This window comes from Alicyclobacillus fodiniaquatilis (genome assembly GCF_042678105.1).
In the GTDB taxonomy this organism is placed as follows: Bacteria; Bacillota; Bacilli; order Alicyclobacillales; family Alicyclobacillaceae; genus Alicyclobacillus; species Alicyclobacillus fodiniaquatilis.
The window spans coordinates 47,341-66,533 of sequence record NZ_JBHUCX010000028.1 but is presented as its reverse complement, the minus strand read 5'-3'; the positions used below and the strand labels follow the sequence as shown (position 1 = coordinate 66,533).

Here is a 19,193-nt window from a genome sequence, read left to right as displayed (position 1 = left end):
TTCCGTGCTGTCCTTTTGTAATATGGTGTACATGTGATATGAGTGACGATACAGCTAGAGAATGGAGAAATCAGTATGGCGAAGCGGATTGATTTGCGCAGCGATACAGTGACGACGCCAACCGATGAAATGCGGCAGGCAATGGCGAATGCTGAAGTGGGGGACGATGTTTACGGCGAGGATCCGACGGTCAACCATTTAGAAGCTTTGGCGGCGGAGATGTTGGGGAAAGAAAGCGCGCTGTTTGTCACGAGTGGCACACAGGGCAACCAAGTGGCCATCGCGACCTTGGCAGGTCGAGGCGAGGAAGTGATTGCCGAGGCCGAATCGCACATTTTCTTTTATGAGGCGGCCGCGGTCGCAGCCATTGCAGGAGCCCAGATTCGACAGGTCAAAGGCGCGCGTGGCGTCTTGCAGCCAGCAGATGTGCAAGCGGCCATCCGCAAACTGGATGTCCACCAACCGCGCACAGCAGCCATTTCGTTGGAAAATACGCACAATCGCGCAGGGGGTACAGTTACCCCGCTTGCCGTTCTTCAAGAAATTGCGCAGGTGGCGCATGCGCATCAGGTCGCTGTGCATATGGACGGCGCTCGACTGTTTAATGCGGCTGTCGCTTCCGGGCATAGTGTCAAGGAAATCTGCGCACATGTGGACACCGTGCAATTTTGCCTATCAAAAGGACTAGCAGCGCCAGTAGGTTCTTTGCTCGCCGGATCGAACGCGTTTATCGCGCAGGCGCGCCAGTGGCGCAAGCGTCTTGGCGGCGGCTTGCGTCAAGTGGGTGTGCTGGCGGCGCCGGGGATCTTGGCGTTGACCAAGATGGTGGACCGCTTGGCGGACGATCACGCCAACGCGCGTCTCCTGGCAGAACACTTGGTGGAGATGCGTGGCGTGGCGGTGGATATGGAGACGGTGGAGACCAATATCATCATCGCCGACATCGCGGACAGCGGTGTGGACGTGGAAGCGTTTCTTGCCGACTTGGGACAAGCGGGTGTGTTGGCCACGGCGTTTGGGCCGACGCAGGTGCGCTTCGTGACACACAAGGATGTGTCGCGCGAGGATATCCTTGCAGCGGTGGATATTATCGCACAAGTGATGCAAAGCGCGCAGCCGATAGAAGAGGCAGGGTTGTCAGGAGGATGAAATTTCCATGCGCATATGGAGAAAAAGTGGCGGCGGGAGGAATGGCGTTATAGATGACGAGAAGGCCGCATGTCGTTGACGAGTATTTCTATACAGCTAAAATATCTATCAAGGCATCACGCATGGCGCACATGCGGGTGTCGTTTTCATTCACAGAATAGTATTGGAATAGTGATGTTCATATCCGTAAATCAATCTGGAGGGCTTTGGCAGTGGACAAGGTATCATTAGAGAAAGAGGAGCATGCTTCTATCTTAAATACTGAAGTCGTGACGAGACTGGCTTCAGTTGGACAGATTGCAGCGGGTGTGGCGCATGAGATCCGCAATCCACTCACTTCTGTGCAAGGACTTCTGCAACTCTTGCAAGAAGAACATGATTTTCAATATTGGGATCTGATTTTTGCCGAGTTAAATCAAGCCATATCCACGATAGAGAGCTTGCTGAGCGTTTCGAAGCCATCGCTGCAAACCGAGTCCATCACGGACTTTTCACTGTGTGTCGAGTTGGAGAACATTTTATCCCTGTTTCAACAGGATACATATCGCATTCAGTTTAAAAAGAAATGGCTCGATAAAGCGATAAAAATTCGCGGAAAGCGCAGCCAAATCAAACAAGCGCTGTTTAATTTGATCAAAAACGCTTGTGAATCGATTGAACATACTGGCGTGGTCACTATCGAACATGTTCGAGTTGGCGAATGCGTGCATGTGGTGATTTCTGACACTGGGGTCGGCATCTCCACTACGGATATGCGCCGTTTGGGTGTTCCTTTTTTCACCACGAAACCAGAGGGTACGGGGATGGGATTGACACAGGTGTATTCGGCGCTTTATGAGCACGGCGCAACCATAGATGTGAAAAGCACACCAGGGGAAGGGACCACGTTCACGCTTGCTTTACCTGTATCACCACGGCATAAGCCTGATGTTTCAGGAGGTGCTGAAATGCAACCTATCCACTTAAAAAAGGCGGAAGATATCCGAGAATTTTTTCAGCTAAATCGAAAGACGTTTAATGAAATGTTGGAAAATGAGGCTGCAACGACCTTTGAGATCGTATCGAAATCGAAGTTCGTCACAGAAAAGGATCTTTTGGATCACGCAAACCAAATCACCGAATTGGTGCATGACGGATTGACGCAGGAGATCATCGAGTTGGCACAAGAGCGGGGGATGGCGTGGGCGAAATCCGATATCCCCATCATATCGAAAATGGAATGGTTTTACGCGCTGCGGAAAGTGATATGGAGATTTATGGACGAATTTTACAGCAATAAGGGAATAGACGCGCACACCGCTTTTGCCATTGCCGATAGGACCAGCGATGCCTTGGACAACTTTATCGTGCATTTCAACGTCAGTTTTGCCAAATATCGCGAAGATGTGTTGCAGTCGCAAAAAAGCGTGATCAAAGAGTTGAGCGTTCCGGTGATTCCGATATTTGAGGGCATCGCCGTGTTTCCCATCATTGGCAGGTTAGACAACCAACGGTTGCAGATCATTGAAGATCGATTGCTTGAACAGTTGGAAAATCGGAATTTGCATAAATTGTTTATCGATGTGTCAGGGGCCATCACGACGGAAGAGGTATCATTCGCAGCGCTGGAACGCATTTTGGATGGTGTGATGCTGTTGGGGTGCGAGGCTGTGCTCACGGGTATCAGCGCCAAAATGGCAAAATTCTTATTGGGCGCGAACAGGGATCTCATTCGGAAGATATCTATCCAATCCACATTGCAGCAAGCCTTGCTGGATTACAGTGCAGGCAGAGCAGCGCTGGAGAAATGAGCGCATCCAAGCGGAAACAGTGGTGCGGCAGCCGCAAATCATGTAAGTGGGTGTGATTTGCGGCTGCGGTGACTTTATGCGTTGACCACTGGCACTGCGAGATCGGCAATCGGTTTCCCGGGTTGGCTGATGATGGCTTTGGGCATGTGCCGCGAAAGCAGTTCTTGCCCAATGCGAGCCCGCCGTACTCGTTCGCGCCCCAAGGCGATGGCTGTTTGCTGAATATGCGCGCCGCTTGGGTAGATGTTTGGCGCATTGCGAACGCCGTACTTGATGTACACCGGACTGCATTGTTGAATCAAGGCTGGGATTTCGTAATATCGCACAAAACCGCCGACATCGTCTGGCGACTCCACGTAGATGTCGAGCGGCACATGTGTCGTCGAGCGAATGGACGCCAGTTGGGGCAAGGTCAGATCTGTGCTCACGTTTAACGTATCAGCCCCTGACTGTTCCAAAAGCGCCGCTGTGATCGGATTGGCGATGCCCATCATCACTGAGATCTTGTACTTCAGATCCGACGGGAGTTCCCCCTTTTGTCTCAGTTGGCCGAGGAGGTGAAGCAGTCCATCGTCGGCCACCAAGACACTGCGAATTCCAAGATCGTAGGCGCGATATACATCCTCCAGCGCATGCGCCAACATGTCTGCGCCGCGCGTGCGGCTGCGCACAATGCCACCTGATGCGGATTTGGCAAGGGCACCAGTATCCCAATCCGCGCGCGGGCCAACGAAGAGACTCACTTCGATGCCAGCGCCAGCGCCCAGCCGCGCCATTTCGAGAATCTCCGCGTCCGTCATGAGTGTGACACCGCTGCCCTGCGAAACGCGATGTATCGTCACGTCCAATTGAGCCGCTTCTTCGAGGATGGCCTTCAGCACTTCCGGCCCCTCGCAACTCGGGATTTCCACGCGCGCTTGGGCGCCATCTGCAAAACGTTTCTCACTGCCATTTATGAGTGCTTTGTCTTCCGAGGGGAAACCTAGCCCAGCGATTGCTGCACGGGCACGTTCAAACATTTGACACCATCTCCTTGGCCGTTCGTCGACCTGATTGTTCACACAGTATGCGCTGCACCATCTGGCTGGTGGAGCAGATAGGGTTCCATTTTCTTTCTATCGAATACAATGCCATGACCTGGCTGACTCGGAGGTGTGAAACACCCTTTTGATACGCCCACGTCCTCTGCCAAAATACCCAACTCTCGAAATGAGCCGCCTTCTACATCCTCCAGGATAAATGCGTTCGGCACACTGCAGAGGACTTGCCCCGTGATTTCCAACATGAAATGAGGCGCCAACGGAACGTCCCAAGTGTGAGCGAGCGAAGCAATCTCCAGATAGGGGGTGATCCCACCGACCCGAATCACGTCAGCCTGCACGAAGTCACATGCCCCCAAGCGGAGATACTCGTTATATTGATATTTGGTATATACGTTTTCGCCGATCGCGATAGGCGTATTTACGAGTGATTTTAATCTTGCGTGTCCTTCCACGTCGTCGGAGAGCAGGGGTTCTTCCACCCACAACAGATTAAAGTCCTCATAGGCGCGAATCCGGCGCGCGGCGGTCGTCACGTCCCATCCTTGATTGGCGTCCACCATGAGCGGCCGGTTTGGTCCGATAAGGTCTCTCGCTAATTTCAAACGTTCGATATCTTCCGTCAAATCTGGTTTGCCAACTTTGATTTTAAAAGCCTCATAACCAGCTTTCAGCCATCTTCCAATCTGACTTTCCAACTGCGTCAGGTCCAGATTCAAGTTGACGCCGCTGCCATACACCGGGATCGTCTGCCGAAAGCGGCCAAGCGTGTCCACCAACGATTGATTGCGCGATTTTGCAACCAAGTCCCAGAGCGCGATGTCCACGGCCGCCAGCGCCATTGTCAGAATGCCGCCACCGCCAGCATCATGACAGCGATGCCAGAGTCGGTGCCACTGATACCGCGGATCCACCGTCTCCCCAATCAGAAGCGGGGATATATACCAATCGAGCAGCGATTGGATGGACTTCCCGCCCATCCCCACCGTGTAACTGAATCCTGTGCCGCAGCTTCCGTCTTCTGTCATGATATCGGTTACAATGAGCTCCAAATGCGCGATGCGATGGGTCGTATCGCCCCAAGGACGGGCGAGCGGCACTTGATATGTGTTGGTGACGACACGCGCAATCTTCATACTATCATCCACCTCGTGTCAAAGTATCAATCCGTTTCGCGTCCTGGATTGAGTTTGTAAAATTCCATGGCGTTCAAACCAAACAATTTTTCCATCTCCTGCTCTCCCCACGTATCCGGTACGAGACGCTCCACCAGCGCAACCACTTCGTCGTACGATGCGGCTTGTAGACACACCGGCCAATCACTGCCAAACAGTAGCCTGTCTGCGCCAAAACACGCGATGACGTGACTGACGAAGGGCGCAAAATCGGAAACTTTCCAGTGTTCCAAATTCGCTTCTGTCACCAAACCCGACACTTTGCATCGCACAGCGGGAAAATGGCTGATCTTCTGCATCAGCTCGGCCCAAGGTTCGAGGATTCCGCGTCGGATGACGGGTTTTGCGCAATGATCGACAACGGCGCGCAGCCCATCCACTTGTTCCAGCATCTGCAAAATGTGAGGCAAGTGACGAGGGTAAACGAGAATGTCAAACGGGAGGTCCAGGGCTGCCAGATGACGCAGATTCGCAATCACCTGTGGACGCAGAATCCATCTATCATCCTCAAGATCTTGCAGCATCGGTCTGAGGCCGACAAATTTTGGGTGACGGCATAAACTGTCCACCGCGCGAGCGAAGTCATCCGCGGGCACATCAAAGTCCAGCCATCCAACTACACCGATGATAAAATCGACGTCGCTTGTTTGCGCAAGCAACCATTCCGTCTCTTCGATGGTTGGCGCCGCTTGCACTGTCACCGCATAGTCGATCCGCTGTTTACCGAGCAAAGGCTCTAGCTGATTTGGCAGATAATCGTTGTACAGTACACCTGCATCCGGAGTCAGGAATCCATAGTCGTTCCCGCGGGCACGCGACCAAAAATGTTGGTGCGCATCGATTCTCACTGACGGTCACTCCATTTCTCACTGATATGGCAAAAACGGCTGCGCCGCCCGCGTCTGAACGGCTTGTTCCGCCAATTCCAGGGCGTAAGCGACGAGCATCGCGTCGTGCAGCGTTGAACGCAACCGGCCTGCCTCTGGGTGCTCAAGATGCTGCAAAAACTGCGCCTGCTCTTGATAAAAGCTATCTTCGTAGAGATAGTAGCCAAGACCAAGATTGCTGCTCTGTTCGCGGCGAACATAGTCTCTCCATGAAAATGTAGCGCCACCTTCTGTTCCAAGCACCTTAAAGATGACCGACCAAGGTGTTGATGTCTCATCGTCCACCGCCATGCTACTAAACAGATTCGCCAATAACCCGTTCTCATACTCAAGTGTGATGACAGCCTGCTCTTCCTTTTTTGCAGCGCGGATTTTGGACACATTCGCTGAAATCCAGGCGGGCGCGCCAAACAGGTATAGTGCGACAGACAAGTGGTGTGTCATGATTTGGCGCAGTGCGCCAGGGTACAATTCCAACACAGACAGCGGATGCGCCAAATTGTAGATCATCCAGAATGACGCCACGGCACCGGCTTGACCGCTTGCGATGAAATCTTTCATCCGCTGTATTTCATAGTCATACACGTAGTTATGCCCCGGTGCACAAACCTTGCCACATGTCTTTGCCGTTCGGACGAGTTGCGCCACCTCATCCGAGTGAAGCGCTACTGGTTTCTCCACTAAAACGTGCTTTCCAGCGGTCAATGCGGCGGTTGCTTGGTCAAAATGCGCTTCCACTGGTGAAGCGATGATGACGATTTCAACCTCCTCATCGGACAACAGTTCATTCAGGGTGGAATACGTTCTACAGGCCCATTGTTGCGCTTTGTGTGATGCCTGGTTGAGATCCAGGGAAAACACGCCACGCAAAGCGACATTTCCGCCGTGGCGGCGCAAGGCTTTGACGTGCAGATCCGCTACCGTGCCACTGCCGATGATGGCGACACCATGTGTTGCGCTCATTTCTTCCACCTCCCCCAAGCGACATGCGTCAAGCGTTTGTGTCCGGTGAAACGCCGGACCATAGGCGTTCATATGATCCAGTGAGATGCGCTTTCATGGCCCGACGAGCCTCCACAGGGTCATGTTTGGACAGCGCGTCCAAGATGATATCGTGTTCTTTCTGCCCTTCTGTGGAATCCACGTACCCGTTTTTGCGATAAAAACGGGCTAGGTGAAGGTGGATGTGCAGACTGTCCCACAAATCAGTCAGGTATGAGTTCCCAGAGAGCTCCAAAATTCTTCGATGAAACGCTTGATCCACCGCCACAAATGGCTGGTAATGTTCATAGGTCGGATCTGCCTCAACGGTCACATTGAGGATCTTGGACAATTCATCGAGATCGTGCTCATTCACACGCACGGCTGCTTTTTCAATGGCGTACAACTCCAGCAATACGCGAACATCATAGAGATTGCGAAATGATTTTTCATCAAGCAATTCAGTGACGACATATCCGCGATATGGCACGAACTGCAACAGCCCTTCTACGTGCAGACGCGTCAACGCCTCACGGACGGAAACGCTGCTGCAGTTCAATGCGCGCGCGATACGGTCTATGGTGACCTTGTCTCCTGGCATGAGCTGTTGATCCAAAATTTGTCCTTTTACCACCTCATACACCTGACTTGATAAAGGACTCCTTGCAATGTCATCTATCTTATCTATGTTCTCCACATCCTTTGAAGGGCCTGTCTTGCGTTTGTGTCACACAAAGGCTGTCAGCCTTTAGCGAGACCAGAAAATCACGGCAAATCGTCGACTGGCGATAGAGAGCGCGTCGGTGGACGACATGTTCACAGCTGTTGCATATGGTTGTTCCACCTCGACCTGGCTTACCCCTTCAATTTGCAGCTTGATTTCCACATTGTTTTCCGTATGGTTGCTCACCACCAGCGCGTAGTCGGAAGGATTCGCCAGACTTTGATGCACACAACAGGAGACATCGCCTGTCACCTGAACGCCAGCGTTATCCAGGCTGATCAATTGCGAGTCCCACAATACATCCTTGTGGCGTCGGCGTAGTTGGAGCACTTCCTTTACGTAGGGCAATAAAATAGGCATATCGTCTATGTTGCCGTGCAAACAGCGCCCTTCTATGTTTAGGATATAGCCGTATTGAATGGCCAAGTTGACCAATTCGAAATCGGTCGGTCCGGTGATACAGCACGTCTGTCTAAAGTTCGGAAACGCGTAGCGGAACGTAGGCAAATGATCTCCGTCAAAGAAACGCGCATATGAAGCCTCGACAAATGGTGTCAAACGATCCCAATGACTTTCACTGGCAATGGCGAAATCCGGACGCGCCTTCAGTGCAAGATCACGGTACTTTACCACCGTCTCCAGCACGCTTTCTTTTAAAGACCGATCACGGCAATCCGCAAAGTCAGGGTGATAATCGATGTTTGCGTGAAAGCCGCCATCTCCTCCCGTCCCCATTTTATCGAGTTGGATGCCGTCAGCGCCAAGTTTCACAATGTGTTCCAGTTGTCGCAGGATGATGTCCTGAAAAGCTGAATGCGCCGGATTCATCACAACCATCCGTGACTCACAGTTCGCAGTGAGGCCGAGCGTGGTGTGGTATTCCCAGCCCATACTGTTTTTCGCAAAGCCTCGGGGATCCTGCACTGCATAGTTTTTCAATTCATTTTGAAACCATTCCGTCTCAATATTCGCCCATTGCAGGTTGGCAAATAACAGGACGCGAACCCCCATCTCTTGGCATGTACGGATGGCATCCGCTAAATCGTCCCAAGTGCCCAGTCGTGGATCTGGCTCATATTGCGGGTATCCTCTATCAATGCCTCCGACATCCCATCCGTCGATTTGCAGCACATGAATGCCGGCGTGAAGCGCAGCCTCTGCCAGTTTGGGCAAATCAGAAAAACGATACATGATGCTGTCTTCGGGATAACTGATAATGGTGCTCTGCCAAGCATCTTCGTCCGTCAGCCACGTCCGCGCAGGTTTGGTTTTCAACACGGTGTTGTCAAACCATTGCCGGAAGAAGTCCGCGCCTTCACGCCACGTGCCGTCGTGAAAATGGACGACAATGGGTGCGCCTTGCAGCGTTTCACCCGGTTGGAGGAAGGGAAACGTCGACCAGCCAAGCATCATGCCAATCGGTGTACCGGGCATGTCCACCGGTTTGGGCCAACGGCTCTCACGTTGTTTTGCACGGGAGTTGATCCCCGGAAACAGTTGTGCATAAGCAGCACTGTGTCGCGGTGTTTTGTCGTGAACGCCAATATAAACGCCTCGGCTCCGCTTCGCGTCATATAGGTCAATCCAGGGGAGACTTTCGTAATTCTTGATCCACACCGGATTTTCTGGGCCAAGATACGTGCCGGGGAATGTTTTAAAAGCCGTCCACTCTCTTCCTTTTCCGCCCCAGTCCGCTGCGTGCAGCATCCAATCGTCAGATTCTTCAAAGTTTGCCAAACCGCCAATGGCAGGGTAGATGGTTTCTTCCACGATGAATTCGGAGTTGTTTTCGACGGACAAGGAAAACGTAAATGTTTCACTCTGTAATTTGACACGCAGTGTGACGCGTATTGGAAAATTGCCCTCCCTGGACGTCAGCGTATCCCAAACCAGCATACATTCATCTTCTGTCAATTCATAGGACGAGAGCATCTGATCTTTGCCGCTGATGTAGTGGCCGCGCCAGTGCGCGAGTGGCAGAAGAATGCGAAAATTTTCCGCCAGTCGCGTCTCTCGAACCAATGAGATGCCCCTTGACACGTCGCCCAAGGCCACGATATTCCCGTGCTGTTCGTCAAATTCAATGTACTGGCTTCCGTTGGCAAGCCGTATTGTTTTCCCCATGACAAGTCTCCTCTCAATTCACAGTCCAGCGGCATTGACATGCTGGAAAAGTACATGGAACAAGTGCGTTTTTTAGCAGAGTGTAAAATCATAAATGATTTATGATAAAAAATATACTTTGTCTATTGAATCTGTCAAGCAATGATAAGACATTGGGGGACGTATCAATTTTGCAAATAAGGGAGGCGACTGCCTATGCAAACCGCTGATACGAAGATAGAGCGCGGGAAGGGGGAGCGCATATTTGAGATTCTCATTCAGCATAAAGATGCAGTGAAATATATGACCATCATAAATGGACTAGTGTACCCATCTTTGATTCTCGGTGGTTAGCTGTTCAACCACCTGCATAGAGGTACGTACTGCGTCGAAGCCATATTGGATCATTTCGCTTTCGTAAGCGTGGATTGCCTGAAAAAGCGTTGTCAATCCGTCTCGTCCCAAAACAAGATTTTTGCACAGCAGTTCCGCATCTCGTAATGCTGTGTTGGCACCTATGCCTCGCATCGGTGTCATGCAGTGAATCGCATCACCGAGCAGTGTGATGTTCTTTGTTTCCCATGGATCGATTGGCACTGAAGTTCGAATGGGCAACAGAACTATCGTTTGCGGGTCGGACGCCTGAATGAGCTTCGTAAATCGCTCATCCCACGCTTGAATCATTTCGAGTACCACCTGCTGTAGTTGTCCATCATCCAGTGTACGCATGAATTCCCAGTCATATGGATACTTTTGTATCTTCGCTATAAAATACCACGTGATATAGGGTTGGTCGTTGTCGAAGGGCATCTCCTGCGAATGCGTGCTGTGATTCTTGCCAATTGTCACATGTAGTGTATTTGCGGGATCGAATTTTGCGAGAAACATCCCTGTTCCATGCGGGGAAACCACCATAGTTGAGTTCTTGGGTTCAAAAATACGAGTATGTTCTGTAAGTGGCACTTTTCCTGCAATGCCCAGGATTCCAGTATCTATCTGTCGTGCATGAGGGAGAAATTGCTGTCTAACGCTCGACTTCCCTCCATCAGCGCCAATCAAAATATCTCCAGTCGCTGAGGAGCCATCCGCAAAGAAAGCCGTAACTCTGCCGTCAGATAATTCTTCATAGCGTTCAAACGTTTTATCAAAATGGACAATGTCGTCCAAATCGCTTAGGAGCACGCGTCGTAGTGTCTTTCGACTGACAGATTTATAACTGTTAACCGGGTCTGATTCAATGTCTTCCGGACCTGCAGGGATAGACATCAATTCCTGCATTTTATGCGTGTACACACTGCTTCCTTTGCCGGTCTTGCCAGATGTGGCAACGAACATATTGAACAAATGGCTGGTTAGACAATAGTGGAGTGCGCGGCTGCCATCAGGATTGATACTGATACGATAGCCTTGCAATCGAGACGTAGGCGTGCGATCCCGTTCGTACACTGCACAGCTAATCCCCTGTTTTTTCAACCCCTGCGCCAAACTTAGACCGCCAATCCCTCCGCCAATAATCAGTACATGATAAGACATAGTAGAGCCTCCCTTGGTGATTCACGATTGGCGTCGTCACCCAAAAATATCTCTGTTTTATTCATCGTCCAATGGATTTCTCAACTTAGCTGTCTCTTCTATGAAGACACTACGAGCGCGAATGATAAAGTCGAAAATGAGTTTTATTTCGTCATTACTGTACGTCCCGAACAATTGAGACATCGACTGAGCGAACGATGCATACAACTTCTCAATGCGCTCTTGCGCTTCAGGTATCACTCGCGCGATTATGGAACGTCTATCGGTCTGATGCTTTTCTCGGGTTATGAATCCCGCTCTTTCCAACTTGTCGAGAATCTTTGTAATCGCCGCCGTGGTGAGGTGCATACTTTCGGCCAGTTCCTTCCCCGTGAGTGGACCTTTCCGTCGCAGAATTCCTGCACACTTCAAATCTGTTGCATTTAAGCCGAGCTGATCAGCCACTGTTTCATGGAAAAACACGAGTTGAGCAGCAAAATCCTGAATGACATCGCCATATTGTGGTTTTTCATCTCTTGACATTTTGATTACTCCTCAACATAATATGCAATATAGTTAACTAAGTTGATTATACACTTGGTTAAAATAAAATCAAATATAAACTTATTTGGAGGAGACGAACGTGATCAACAGGTCAAAATCTCATGCCGGACGTGCAGTCAATATGTTATTCACACAGATTGTTCTGGATGTAGTGATTCCCTACGCGATATATAAACTTGCTTCGAGTCACGGTTGGAGCCCTGTTCATGCACTGACATTGGGCGGTGTATGGTCATTGTGCATGGTCATCAAGAACTTCATTCGATCACGCCGGATCAATGGAATGGCTTTGTTCATGCTCATCGCAATCACACTTGGCATCGGTCTTGCTCTGATATCAAACGATCCACGCTATGTTGTCGCGAAGGATTCCATCTTTACTGGTGGCTTGGGCATTGTATTTCTTGTATCGACGGCATTCCGACGCTCTGTGATGTTTAACGCGTGCCAGGCCTTCGTGACGAAAGGAGATAAACAGGGGGTTAAAAGATGGGACGATTTATGGTCGCAGTCCCAAAGCTTTAAACGTGCCATTCTTCGTATGGACTACGTGTGGGGAGTCGCGTTGCTGCTTGAAGCGATGACTCGCGTCATTCTCGTTTACACACTACCCATTCATGATTCGATTTCAGCTTCTCCCATCCTAGCAATTGGCACTTTGGTCTTACTGATGATGTGGACTGGAGATCAGGGAAAAAAGATTCGTTTAATCGAGCAAACCGAGATGAGCACTGGGATACATGGGGAATAAGAGAATATAAGGGAACATTTCATCATTTGTTTGGACACCTGAGATCTGAGGATATCGATGGAATGTCCGAGGCAGTTGACACGTTACCAGAACAACAAAGAACCTACACATTCTCTCTGTGAAGGATTCTCCATACTTTGGTGTTATTATTGTACGAAAATTCCGTTGATATGATTGTCGTGTCGCTGATCTGCTTAAATGGACCCAAAGTTCTAATCCCAAAGCGAAATACTATTCGGCACATTCGACGCGATTACCACACAAAAAATATTGGCTCAAAGCGGATTTCTTGATTCTACAGCGCATGGAAACATATGAAGCCCCGGCTAACCAAAAAAAATTGGTCCGAAAAACAATACAAATATGGCTGAAAAGTGTCTCGTATATTGTCGATTTATCACTTTACAATCACGTCAAGAGAAAACGTATACCTACTAGGTACTACCACGTGCTTGACAGATGTAGCGCGACAAGTATATCTTGATCATAAATCATTTATGATTTATGGATGTGTGTCTCGACATGTGTCATGTCATGTGGCGCTATCTTGGCGTTGCGTTTCTGAAGGGAGGGAATGCTTGGCGATCACTGCAGTTTAATCGCTTTGAATATTTGAATCATTATCGGACGCAAATTTGATATGCAGGCGAATCTCAACATCCTATAACAAAGAATTTCATTGAAGTGCCAGTCACATTCTGGCATGAGAAGGTAGTTTGTCACTGGAAGTAAGGATTTCTTAAATTTGTTTTATAGAGGTAATCATAGACCTCTAGTCCGAAGAATGATCTTTTTCGAGATAACCAATGTAAGCGTATTCGGTTCGTGGATGAATAAAACCAGAGGGGTGTCCAGAAAAAGTGAAAAGAAGACATAAAATACTGAACTCAGTTTTTTGCATAGCAGGTGTGACGGGATTGTTGGCCGGATGTGGCAATTCAAGTTCAGGCGGTGGCGGATCAAACAAAACCGTGACATTAACGATATTGTGGAATGCCGGTCAAAATCAGGCGATCAAGGATGCTGCTGCTAGTTTTCAGAAAACGCATCCGAATGTGAAGTTTGATTTTCAATTCGTCAGCAACGCGCAGCAGAAATTCCAAGTTGAAACCGCGGGCGGAGATTCACCGGATATCGTGCACCTGGACAGCGTATACACGATTCCGTACGGAAAAGGAGGTCAGTTTTTAAATCTTGCTCAATTTGGGGCAAAAACTTTATCGTCGAAGTTCATTCCGATTACATGGAAAACTGTTCAAACGGGGAATGAAATTTATGGTCTACCATTTGATGCAAATACAGTCACTTTCATGTACAACAAAAAGTTGTTTAAACAGGCAGGGCTCTCTGGGCCGCCCAAAACTTATAATGAACTGGTTTCCGATGCTCAGAAAATCAAACAGGTCACGGGAAAATGGGGGTATGAGGTACCCAATTCTCCACAACAATCGGGCTGGATGCAATATCTGTTTTTAACTTGGCTCTGGCGTGATGGTGGACAAGTGTTAAACGCCTCGAATACCAAGGCCATCTACAATGATGCTGCTGGCGTGGATGCGCTGACCAAAATTCTCAACTTGGCAAAGGTCGGGGCAGTTCCGAAGAATCTGTATGACGAGGGCGGCTTCTTTGATGGCAAGTACGGCATGATAGACGACGGCTCCTGGCAATTGGTGAATTGGGAAAAGAATACGGGGGGCGAAAAGAATTTTGTCGCATTTGCGCCAATGCCTGCATTAAAGCCGGGGGAGAAAGATGTTTATGACTTGGGCCTCTACAATATTTCGATACCGAAGGCGTCCAAGAATCCCAAACAGGCCTATGAATTTATTAAATATTTGACGACATCAGAAAAGTACCAACTGCAATATGAGGAGCAGGCGGCACTGATGCCCAGCTTAAAAGCTGGACTGAACAATCCTTTCTACCAAAAAGCGCCTTGGCCCATTTTTGTCAATGCGCTGAAGCATTCACAAACGCGCCCGACCGTAGCAGCCTGGCCACAGATTGCCACAGATATGGGGAATGCGTTGCAGTCGGCAATTGCTGGCACAAAAACACCACAACAGGCCTTGAATGAGGCAGTCTCCGAAGATAATCAAGCGCTGGCTTCGCAGGCTCAATAAACGATATGAGCCTTTTGCAGAATTGCACTAAGGCAGGGGAACAAATGCTTCATTGTTGCGATAGATCACCGTGCGTGATGCGTCCCGTACCAACAGCATCATGAAAATGACAGTCAATCTAGACATCGCGGATGGTGCACGCAAAGGCGTCAACTTTATTTAAAGGTAGAAGATGAATGGAATAGGAACAGGTCAATTTGAAAATCAAATTCTGCAAAAGGCTCAGAAAATGGGTATGACGTATGATCAAAATCGCGGAGGTGACTTCATGTCCAAAAATCTAGAGATGAAAGCGGCGGGGATTCAACCCCAAAAGAAAGTCCGGAACAGATTTAGCGACAATGGATTTTCGTGGTTGATATTAGCTGTTCCGCTTTTTTTATACATCATCTTTAGGCTTCTTCCAGCATTTGAGGCAGTGTACCTCAGTTTAACGAATTATTCTTTGCTGACTTTGTCCGGAAAATTTATTGGATTGCAAAATTATGTGCAACTGTTTCATGATCCGGTGTTTTGGGCTGCGCTCAAAAACACCGTCGAATATATGATCGTCACCAATTTCGGAACAATTATCATCGGTTTAGGATTAGCCATGCTGTTGAATCGAAGGAAAAGAGGAACCGTGCTAGCTCGGGCCATCATCTATATCCCTGCTGTCTTATCGGTCGTTGTCATGTCCGAAATTGCCATCATGGTTTTTGGTCCAAGCAATACCAGCTTGATGAACTGGATCGTCCACTTCTTTGGCGTGAGTCAACAGAATTGGTTGAACAATCCCCGTGAGTCTCTGCCGTCGTTGATGGGCATGCAACTGTACCAGGGAATGGGAACGACCATGATTTTTTATCTGGCCGCATTGCAGGGCATACCGTCTCATTTGTACGAAGCAGCCAAACTTGACGGCGCGAACGCTTGGCAAGTGTTTTACCGGATCACGCTTCCTTTACTGCGACCGGTCACCATGATGCTTATCATTCTTGGGTATATTGCAGGTTTTCAAGCATTCACCCAGATGCAGATTATGACCAACGGTGGGCCGGACAACCACACAATGTCTGTGGTGTTATATCTGTATAATAATGGGTTCATCGATTATAAGATGGGGCTTGCATCTGCGATGGGTGTATGTCTATTCATCATCATCTTAGTGGTCAGTATTGTGCAGTTTAGGATTTCATGGCGAAACCAAATGAATTGAACCCATACAAGGGGGGGAAAGATATGACTTTTTCAACCAGGAGAATTGTCGCAAATGCGAGTTGGTATTTTGCGATAGGCGTCATCATGCTGATTGTGTTGATTCCTCTGTGGGTGAGCATCGTCGCAGCGTTTCAACCGAATTCGTATATTCCATCCAACGCAATTCACTTTTGGCCAAAACAATGGTCTTTCGGGAATATTATAGATGCGTGGAAACAAGGCGGCTTAGGTCGAGGCTATCTTGTAACGATTATGCTGACCGTTCTCAATATCATCCCGAATCTATTTTTTTCGACGCTGCTCGGTTACGTATTTGCGAAGAAAAGATTCTGGGGTAAGAATACCATCTTCATTTTGTTGCTGGCATCCATGATGATCCCTGGCGAAATCACGATGATTCCCAATTTTATTTTGTATCGTTATTTGGGGTGGATCAATACAATTGGCCCACTTGTGTTTCCGGGCGGGATCATCAACGTTTTTGGCATTTTCTTGATGCGGCAATTCATACAGGATATTCCGGACGAACTGCTGGATGCTTCTAAAATCGATGGTTGTGGATCATTCCGTTCCTATTGGAATGTGATTTTACCACTTTGTAAACCGGCGATCGCGACGCTCAGCATTCTCACGTTCAGTGGATTGTGGAATGACTACATGGGTCCATTGATTTATCTCAACAATGCCAGCCTCTATACTGTCCAGTTGCATGTGGCTGACATGGTCACACAATTTTCAGGGACGAGCTTTGAGGGAACCTTGCAACAAACGGCTGATATTATCGCGGCGGCGCCGATTGTCATCGTGTTTTTGTGTTTACAGCGTTACTTTATCAGAGGGATTTCGTTGACCGGATTGAAATAAACCGTGGGGGGTGACTTTTAATGAAGGAACAGTATGCTTGCACTTTATTTCAAGAGGGGCATCCATACCATCCAGCCATTCATATTGGTGTGGACAGGGTGATGGTATATGGGTTAAACGCCACATTGCCAGAACGCATCGATGGCTGGCGTCAACGTGGCTACAAGGTAGCCTTGATGACAGGGTTGGCTTGGGGGGCGTATGACGACTATCTTGACGGAGACCGGGATGGCATTCAGCATCGCGCGCTAGAAGTGCAATTGGCTGGTGACGGACATCCCATTTTACACGGTGATTCTAAAAATATTGCGTACTTGGTGCCGACACCTTCATTTCAATCGTATTTTATTGAGAAACTCTTGCCTGTCGTGGATCACGGCATTGATGAATTCTTTTTCGAAGAACCAGAGTTTTGGGTAGATGCCGGTTATTCGCCAGCTTTCAAAGCAGCATGGGAACAGAAGTACTCGACGCCGTGGCAAGGGCAACACGCGGGGCCGGAGGCACATTGGATGGCAGCGAAGTTGAAGTCTGAATTGTATTTGGAATTATTTGAACAAACAGCGAAAGCTTTGAAGGAATATGGAGCGAGAAAGAACCGCGAGATCAGCTGTTTCATCGCCACACACAGCCTTATCAATTACGCGCAGTGGCGTCTCGTCAGCCCAGAGTCTGGCTTCCTTCGCTCCAATTATTGTGACGGCATGATTGGACAAGTGTGGACGGGGACCTCGCGCACGCCGAACGTTTTGCGCGGAAAGCGTGAGACGCGCACATTTTTCACGTCGTTCCTAGAGTATGGTTATTTTGCTGCGTTACTTGCAGATGGAAAACGCGCCTTGTGGGCTTTGCATGATCCGATTGAAGATAACCCGGAGTATGCGTGGCCAGAGTACCAGTATCACTATTTGAGGACAGTTGTCGCATCACTGCTGCGCCCTGAGATTGCCCGGTTTGAGATATGCCCTTGGCCATGGCGCATTTTCTCTCGCGCCTATGCCGGTGAAATGATTCCAGAGGATTACCATGTTGTGCTCTTGACTTTATTTGACGCGCTGCGGCGAATGGGCCAGTATCAAGCCGAGTGGGCGACAGAAGTTGTGGAAGTTGGTCTGTTTGTAGATGACAGCGCATTATTCCAGCGACCAACCGCCGGACTTCACGCCGTAAAGTACGATGGCACCCGACCCGATAGTGATTTTGATGCGGAAATCCAGCGGATCGTGTGCTGGAATGAGTTTTTCGGTCTTGCTTTACCATTGATGGAGCAAGGCATTGTGGTGACACCGATTCCACTGAAAGCCGCGCTGCTACATCCAAATTTGCTGCAGAAGTACGGCGTCATTGCGCTGAGCTATCAATTTATGAAGCCGCTCGATCCCGCTTATCACGAAGTCATAGCCAACTGGGTCAAAAACGGTGGAAACTTGCTGTACGTAGGGGATGGCATGGATGCTTTTCAACATGTGCGCGAATGGTGGAATGATGAAGGTAAATCTTCACGCACCGCTTTACAAGATCTCAAATTGCAACTGGGCATTGAACTTCAAGATGAATCTGATACAAGCGACCTGAAAGTTGGCAATGGAACATTCTCCGAATGGGCTGTCGATCCGGCGGCGTTGGCCGAGGATGGAAACTTAGCAGATGAGTGGATAGGAAAAGTCAAACATGCGCTTGGTGTAAAACGTATCCAACCGTCGCCTTGGATTGTTCACCGGGGACCTTACGTCGCGGGGATGAATCTAGATCAGAAAAACCATGTATTACAGGGCTTGTACGTCGACCTGACACAAGGGAGTCTGCCTGTCGTCACAGACCCGCAGTTGGCCGCGGAAGAGGTGTTTGTGTTTTACGATTTGAATCAAACTGTCGACGACAACCAAGTGATTGCCGCCACCATGCCAATGGAGCGGATGGATGGAAATCAGTCATCCACATCTTCTGTTCGCTATCGCATCAACTCGCTTTCAGACGCGCCAGTTGTAGCGCTTTTTCATTTGACAAAGGCCCCGCGTGACGTTGTCTTGAAAGGGTTCGAAGACGGCAGCCACCAATGGCACTGGCATGCAGAGGCGAACATGCTGCATGTCAGGTGTGCGCGAGAAGCAGAAGAAATGGAGATTTGCATTCAATTGGACTGATGGGAGCTAGGACGAACGGATCGCCTGTGTGATGTGAATTTCTTTTGGGAGATTCGGCGATTACGAGGGCAGATGAAGCGCGGGTTTTCTTGTAGGATGTCGCCGCTTGTGCAGCCTTAGCCGCAAATCACCTGATTAGGTGCAATTTGCGGCTAGGCGGTTATCAGAGCAATATACAGCGCG

At 49.3% G+C, this 19,193-nt stretch carries 15 protein-coding genes; 7 read left to right on the top strand and 8 right to left on the bottom strand.

The genetic code is table 11. The features are described from left to right. The first annotated feature begins 75 nt into the window (after window positions 1-75). Both ACFSB2_RS11235 and ACFSB2_RS11230 read left to right on the top strand, forming a co-directional pair. Window positions 76-1,149 carry a threonine aldolase family protein gene (locus tag ACFSB2_RS11235; RefSeq protein WP_377943141.1) on the top strand — a complete coding sequence of 358 codons (1,074 nt, stop codon included), beginning with the start codon at window positions 76-78 and terminating at the stop codon, window positions 1,147-1,149. 212 nt (window positions 1,150-1,361) lie between these two features. After that, window positions 1,362-2,939 (top strand): ATP-binding protein, encoded by a 1,578-nt coding sequence (locus ACFSB2_RS11230; RefSeq protein WP_377943140.1) that lies wholly within the window; start codon window positions 1,362-1,364, stop codon window positions 2,937-2,939. 74 nt (window positions 2,940-3,013) lie between these two features. On the opposite strand, the gene ACFSB2_RS11225 is transcribed toward ACFSB2_RS11230, so the two are convergent. The 8 genes from ACFSB2_RS11225 to ACFSB2_RS11190 form a co-directional block, all read right to left on the bottom strand. Beyond that, window positions 3,014-3,958: a U32 family peptidase gene (locus ACFSB2_RS11225; RefSeq protein WP_377943139.1), complete on the bottom strand. Its 945-nt coding sequence runs from the start codon at window positions 3,956-3,958 to the stop codon at window positions 3,014-3,016. A gap of 38 nt (window positions 3,959-3,996) precedes the next feature. Further along, window positions 3,997-5,115, bottom strand: a complete 1,119-nt coding sequence (locus tag ACFSB2_RS11220) for a mandelate racemase/muconate lactonizing enzyme family protein (RefSeq protein ID WP_377943138.1) — start codon at window positions 5,113-5,115, stop codon at window positions 3,997-3,999. A gap of 26 nt (window positions 5,116-5,141) precedes the next feature. Then, entirely contained in the window at window positions 5,142-6,002 is an 861-nt protein-coding gene (locus tag ACFSB2_RS11215) for an amidohydrolase family protein (RefSeq protein ID WP_377943137.1), read from the bottom strand. Window positions 6,003-6,020: 18 nt separating this feature from the next. Beyond that, the gene (locus ACFSB2_RS11210; protein ID WP_377943136.1) at window positions 6,021-7,004 is read right to left on the bottom strand and encodes a Gfo/Idh/MocA family protein; all 984 of its coding nucleotides are present in this window, start codon (window positions 7,002-7,004) and stop codon (window positions 6,021-6,023) included. Window positions 7,005-7,032: 28 nt separating this feature from the next. Next, window positions 7,033-7,665 carry a GntR family transcriptional regulator gene (locus tag ACFSB2_RS11205; protein WP_377943375.1) on the bottom strand — a complete coding sequence of 211 codons (633 nt, stop codon included), beginning with the start codon at window positions 7,663-7,665 and terminating at the stop codon, window positions 7,033-7,035. Window positions 7,666-7,770: 105 nt separating this feature from the next. Beyond that, window positions 7,771-9,870 carry a DUF6259 domain-containing protein gene (locus tag ACFSB2_RS11200; protein WP_377943135.1) on the bottom strand — a complete coding sequence of 700 codons (2,100 nt, stop codon included), beginning with the start codon at window positions 9,868-9,870 and terminating at the stop codon, window positions 7,771-7,773. 300 nt (window positions 9,871-10,170) lie between these two features. After that, on the bottom strand, window positions 10,171-11,382 hold the full coding sequence (locus tag ACFSB2_RS11195) for an FAD-dependent oxidoreductase (protein WP_377943134.1): 1,212 nt from the start codon (window positions 11,380-11,382) through the stop codon (window positions 10,171-10,173). 57 nt (window positions 11,383-11,439) lie between these two features. Beyond that, the gene (locus ACFSB2_RS11190; RefSeq protein WP_377943133.1) at window positions 11,440-11,904 is read right to left on the bottom strand and encodes a MarR family transcriptional regulator; all 465 of its coding nucleotides are present in this window, start codon (window positions 11,902-11,904) and stop codon (window positions 11,440-11,442) included. Window positions 11,905-12,004: 100 nt separating this feature from the next. Between ACFSB2_RS11190 and ACFSB2_RS11185 the strand changes: the two genes are divergently transcribed. From ACFSB2_RS11185 to ACFSB2_RS11165, 5 genes are all read left to right on the top strand, one after another. After that, the gene (locus ACFSB2_RS11185) at window positions 12,005-12,676 is read left to right on the top strand and encodes a VC0807 family protein (protein ID WP_377943132.1); all 672 of its coding nucleotides are present in this window, start codon (window positions 12,005-12,007) and stop codon (window positions 12,674-12,676) included. An 860-nt stretch (window positions 12,677-13,536) separates the two neighbouring features. Then, complete coding sequence (locus ACFSB2_RS11180) at window positions 13,537-14,802, top strand: ABC transporter substrate-binding protein (protein WP_377943131.1); 1,266 nt, start codon at window positions 13,537-13,539, stop codon at window positions 14,800-14,802. Window positions 14,803-15,070: 268 nt separating this feature from the next. Next, a complete protein-coding gene (locus tag ACFSB2_RS11175; RefSeq protein WP_377943130.1) occupies window positions 15,071-16,000 on the top strand; it encodes a carbohydrate ABC transporter permease in 930 nt (309 codons plus the stop codon). Window positions 16,001-16,023: 23 nt separating this feature from the next. After that, window positions 16,024-16,866 (top strand): carbohydrate ABC transporter permease, encoded by an 843-nt coding sequence (locus ACFSB2_RS11170; protein ID WP_377943129.1) that lies wholly within the window; start codon window positions 16,024-16,026, stop codon window positions 16,864-16,866. Between the two features lie 20 nt (window positions 16,867-16,886). Continuing rightward, window positions 16,887-19,010: a hypothetical protein gene (locus ACFSB2_RS11165; RefSeq protein ID WP_377943128.1), complete on the top strand. Its 2,124-nt coding sequence runs from the start codon at window positions 16,887-16,889 to the stop codon at window positions 19,008-19,010. Window positions 19,011-19,193: the final 183 nt, after the last annotated feature.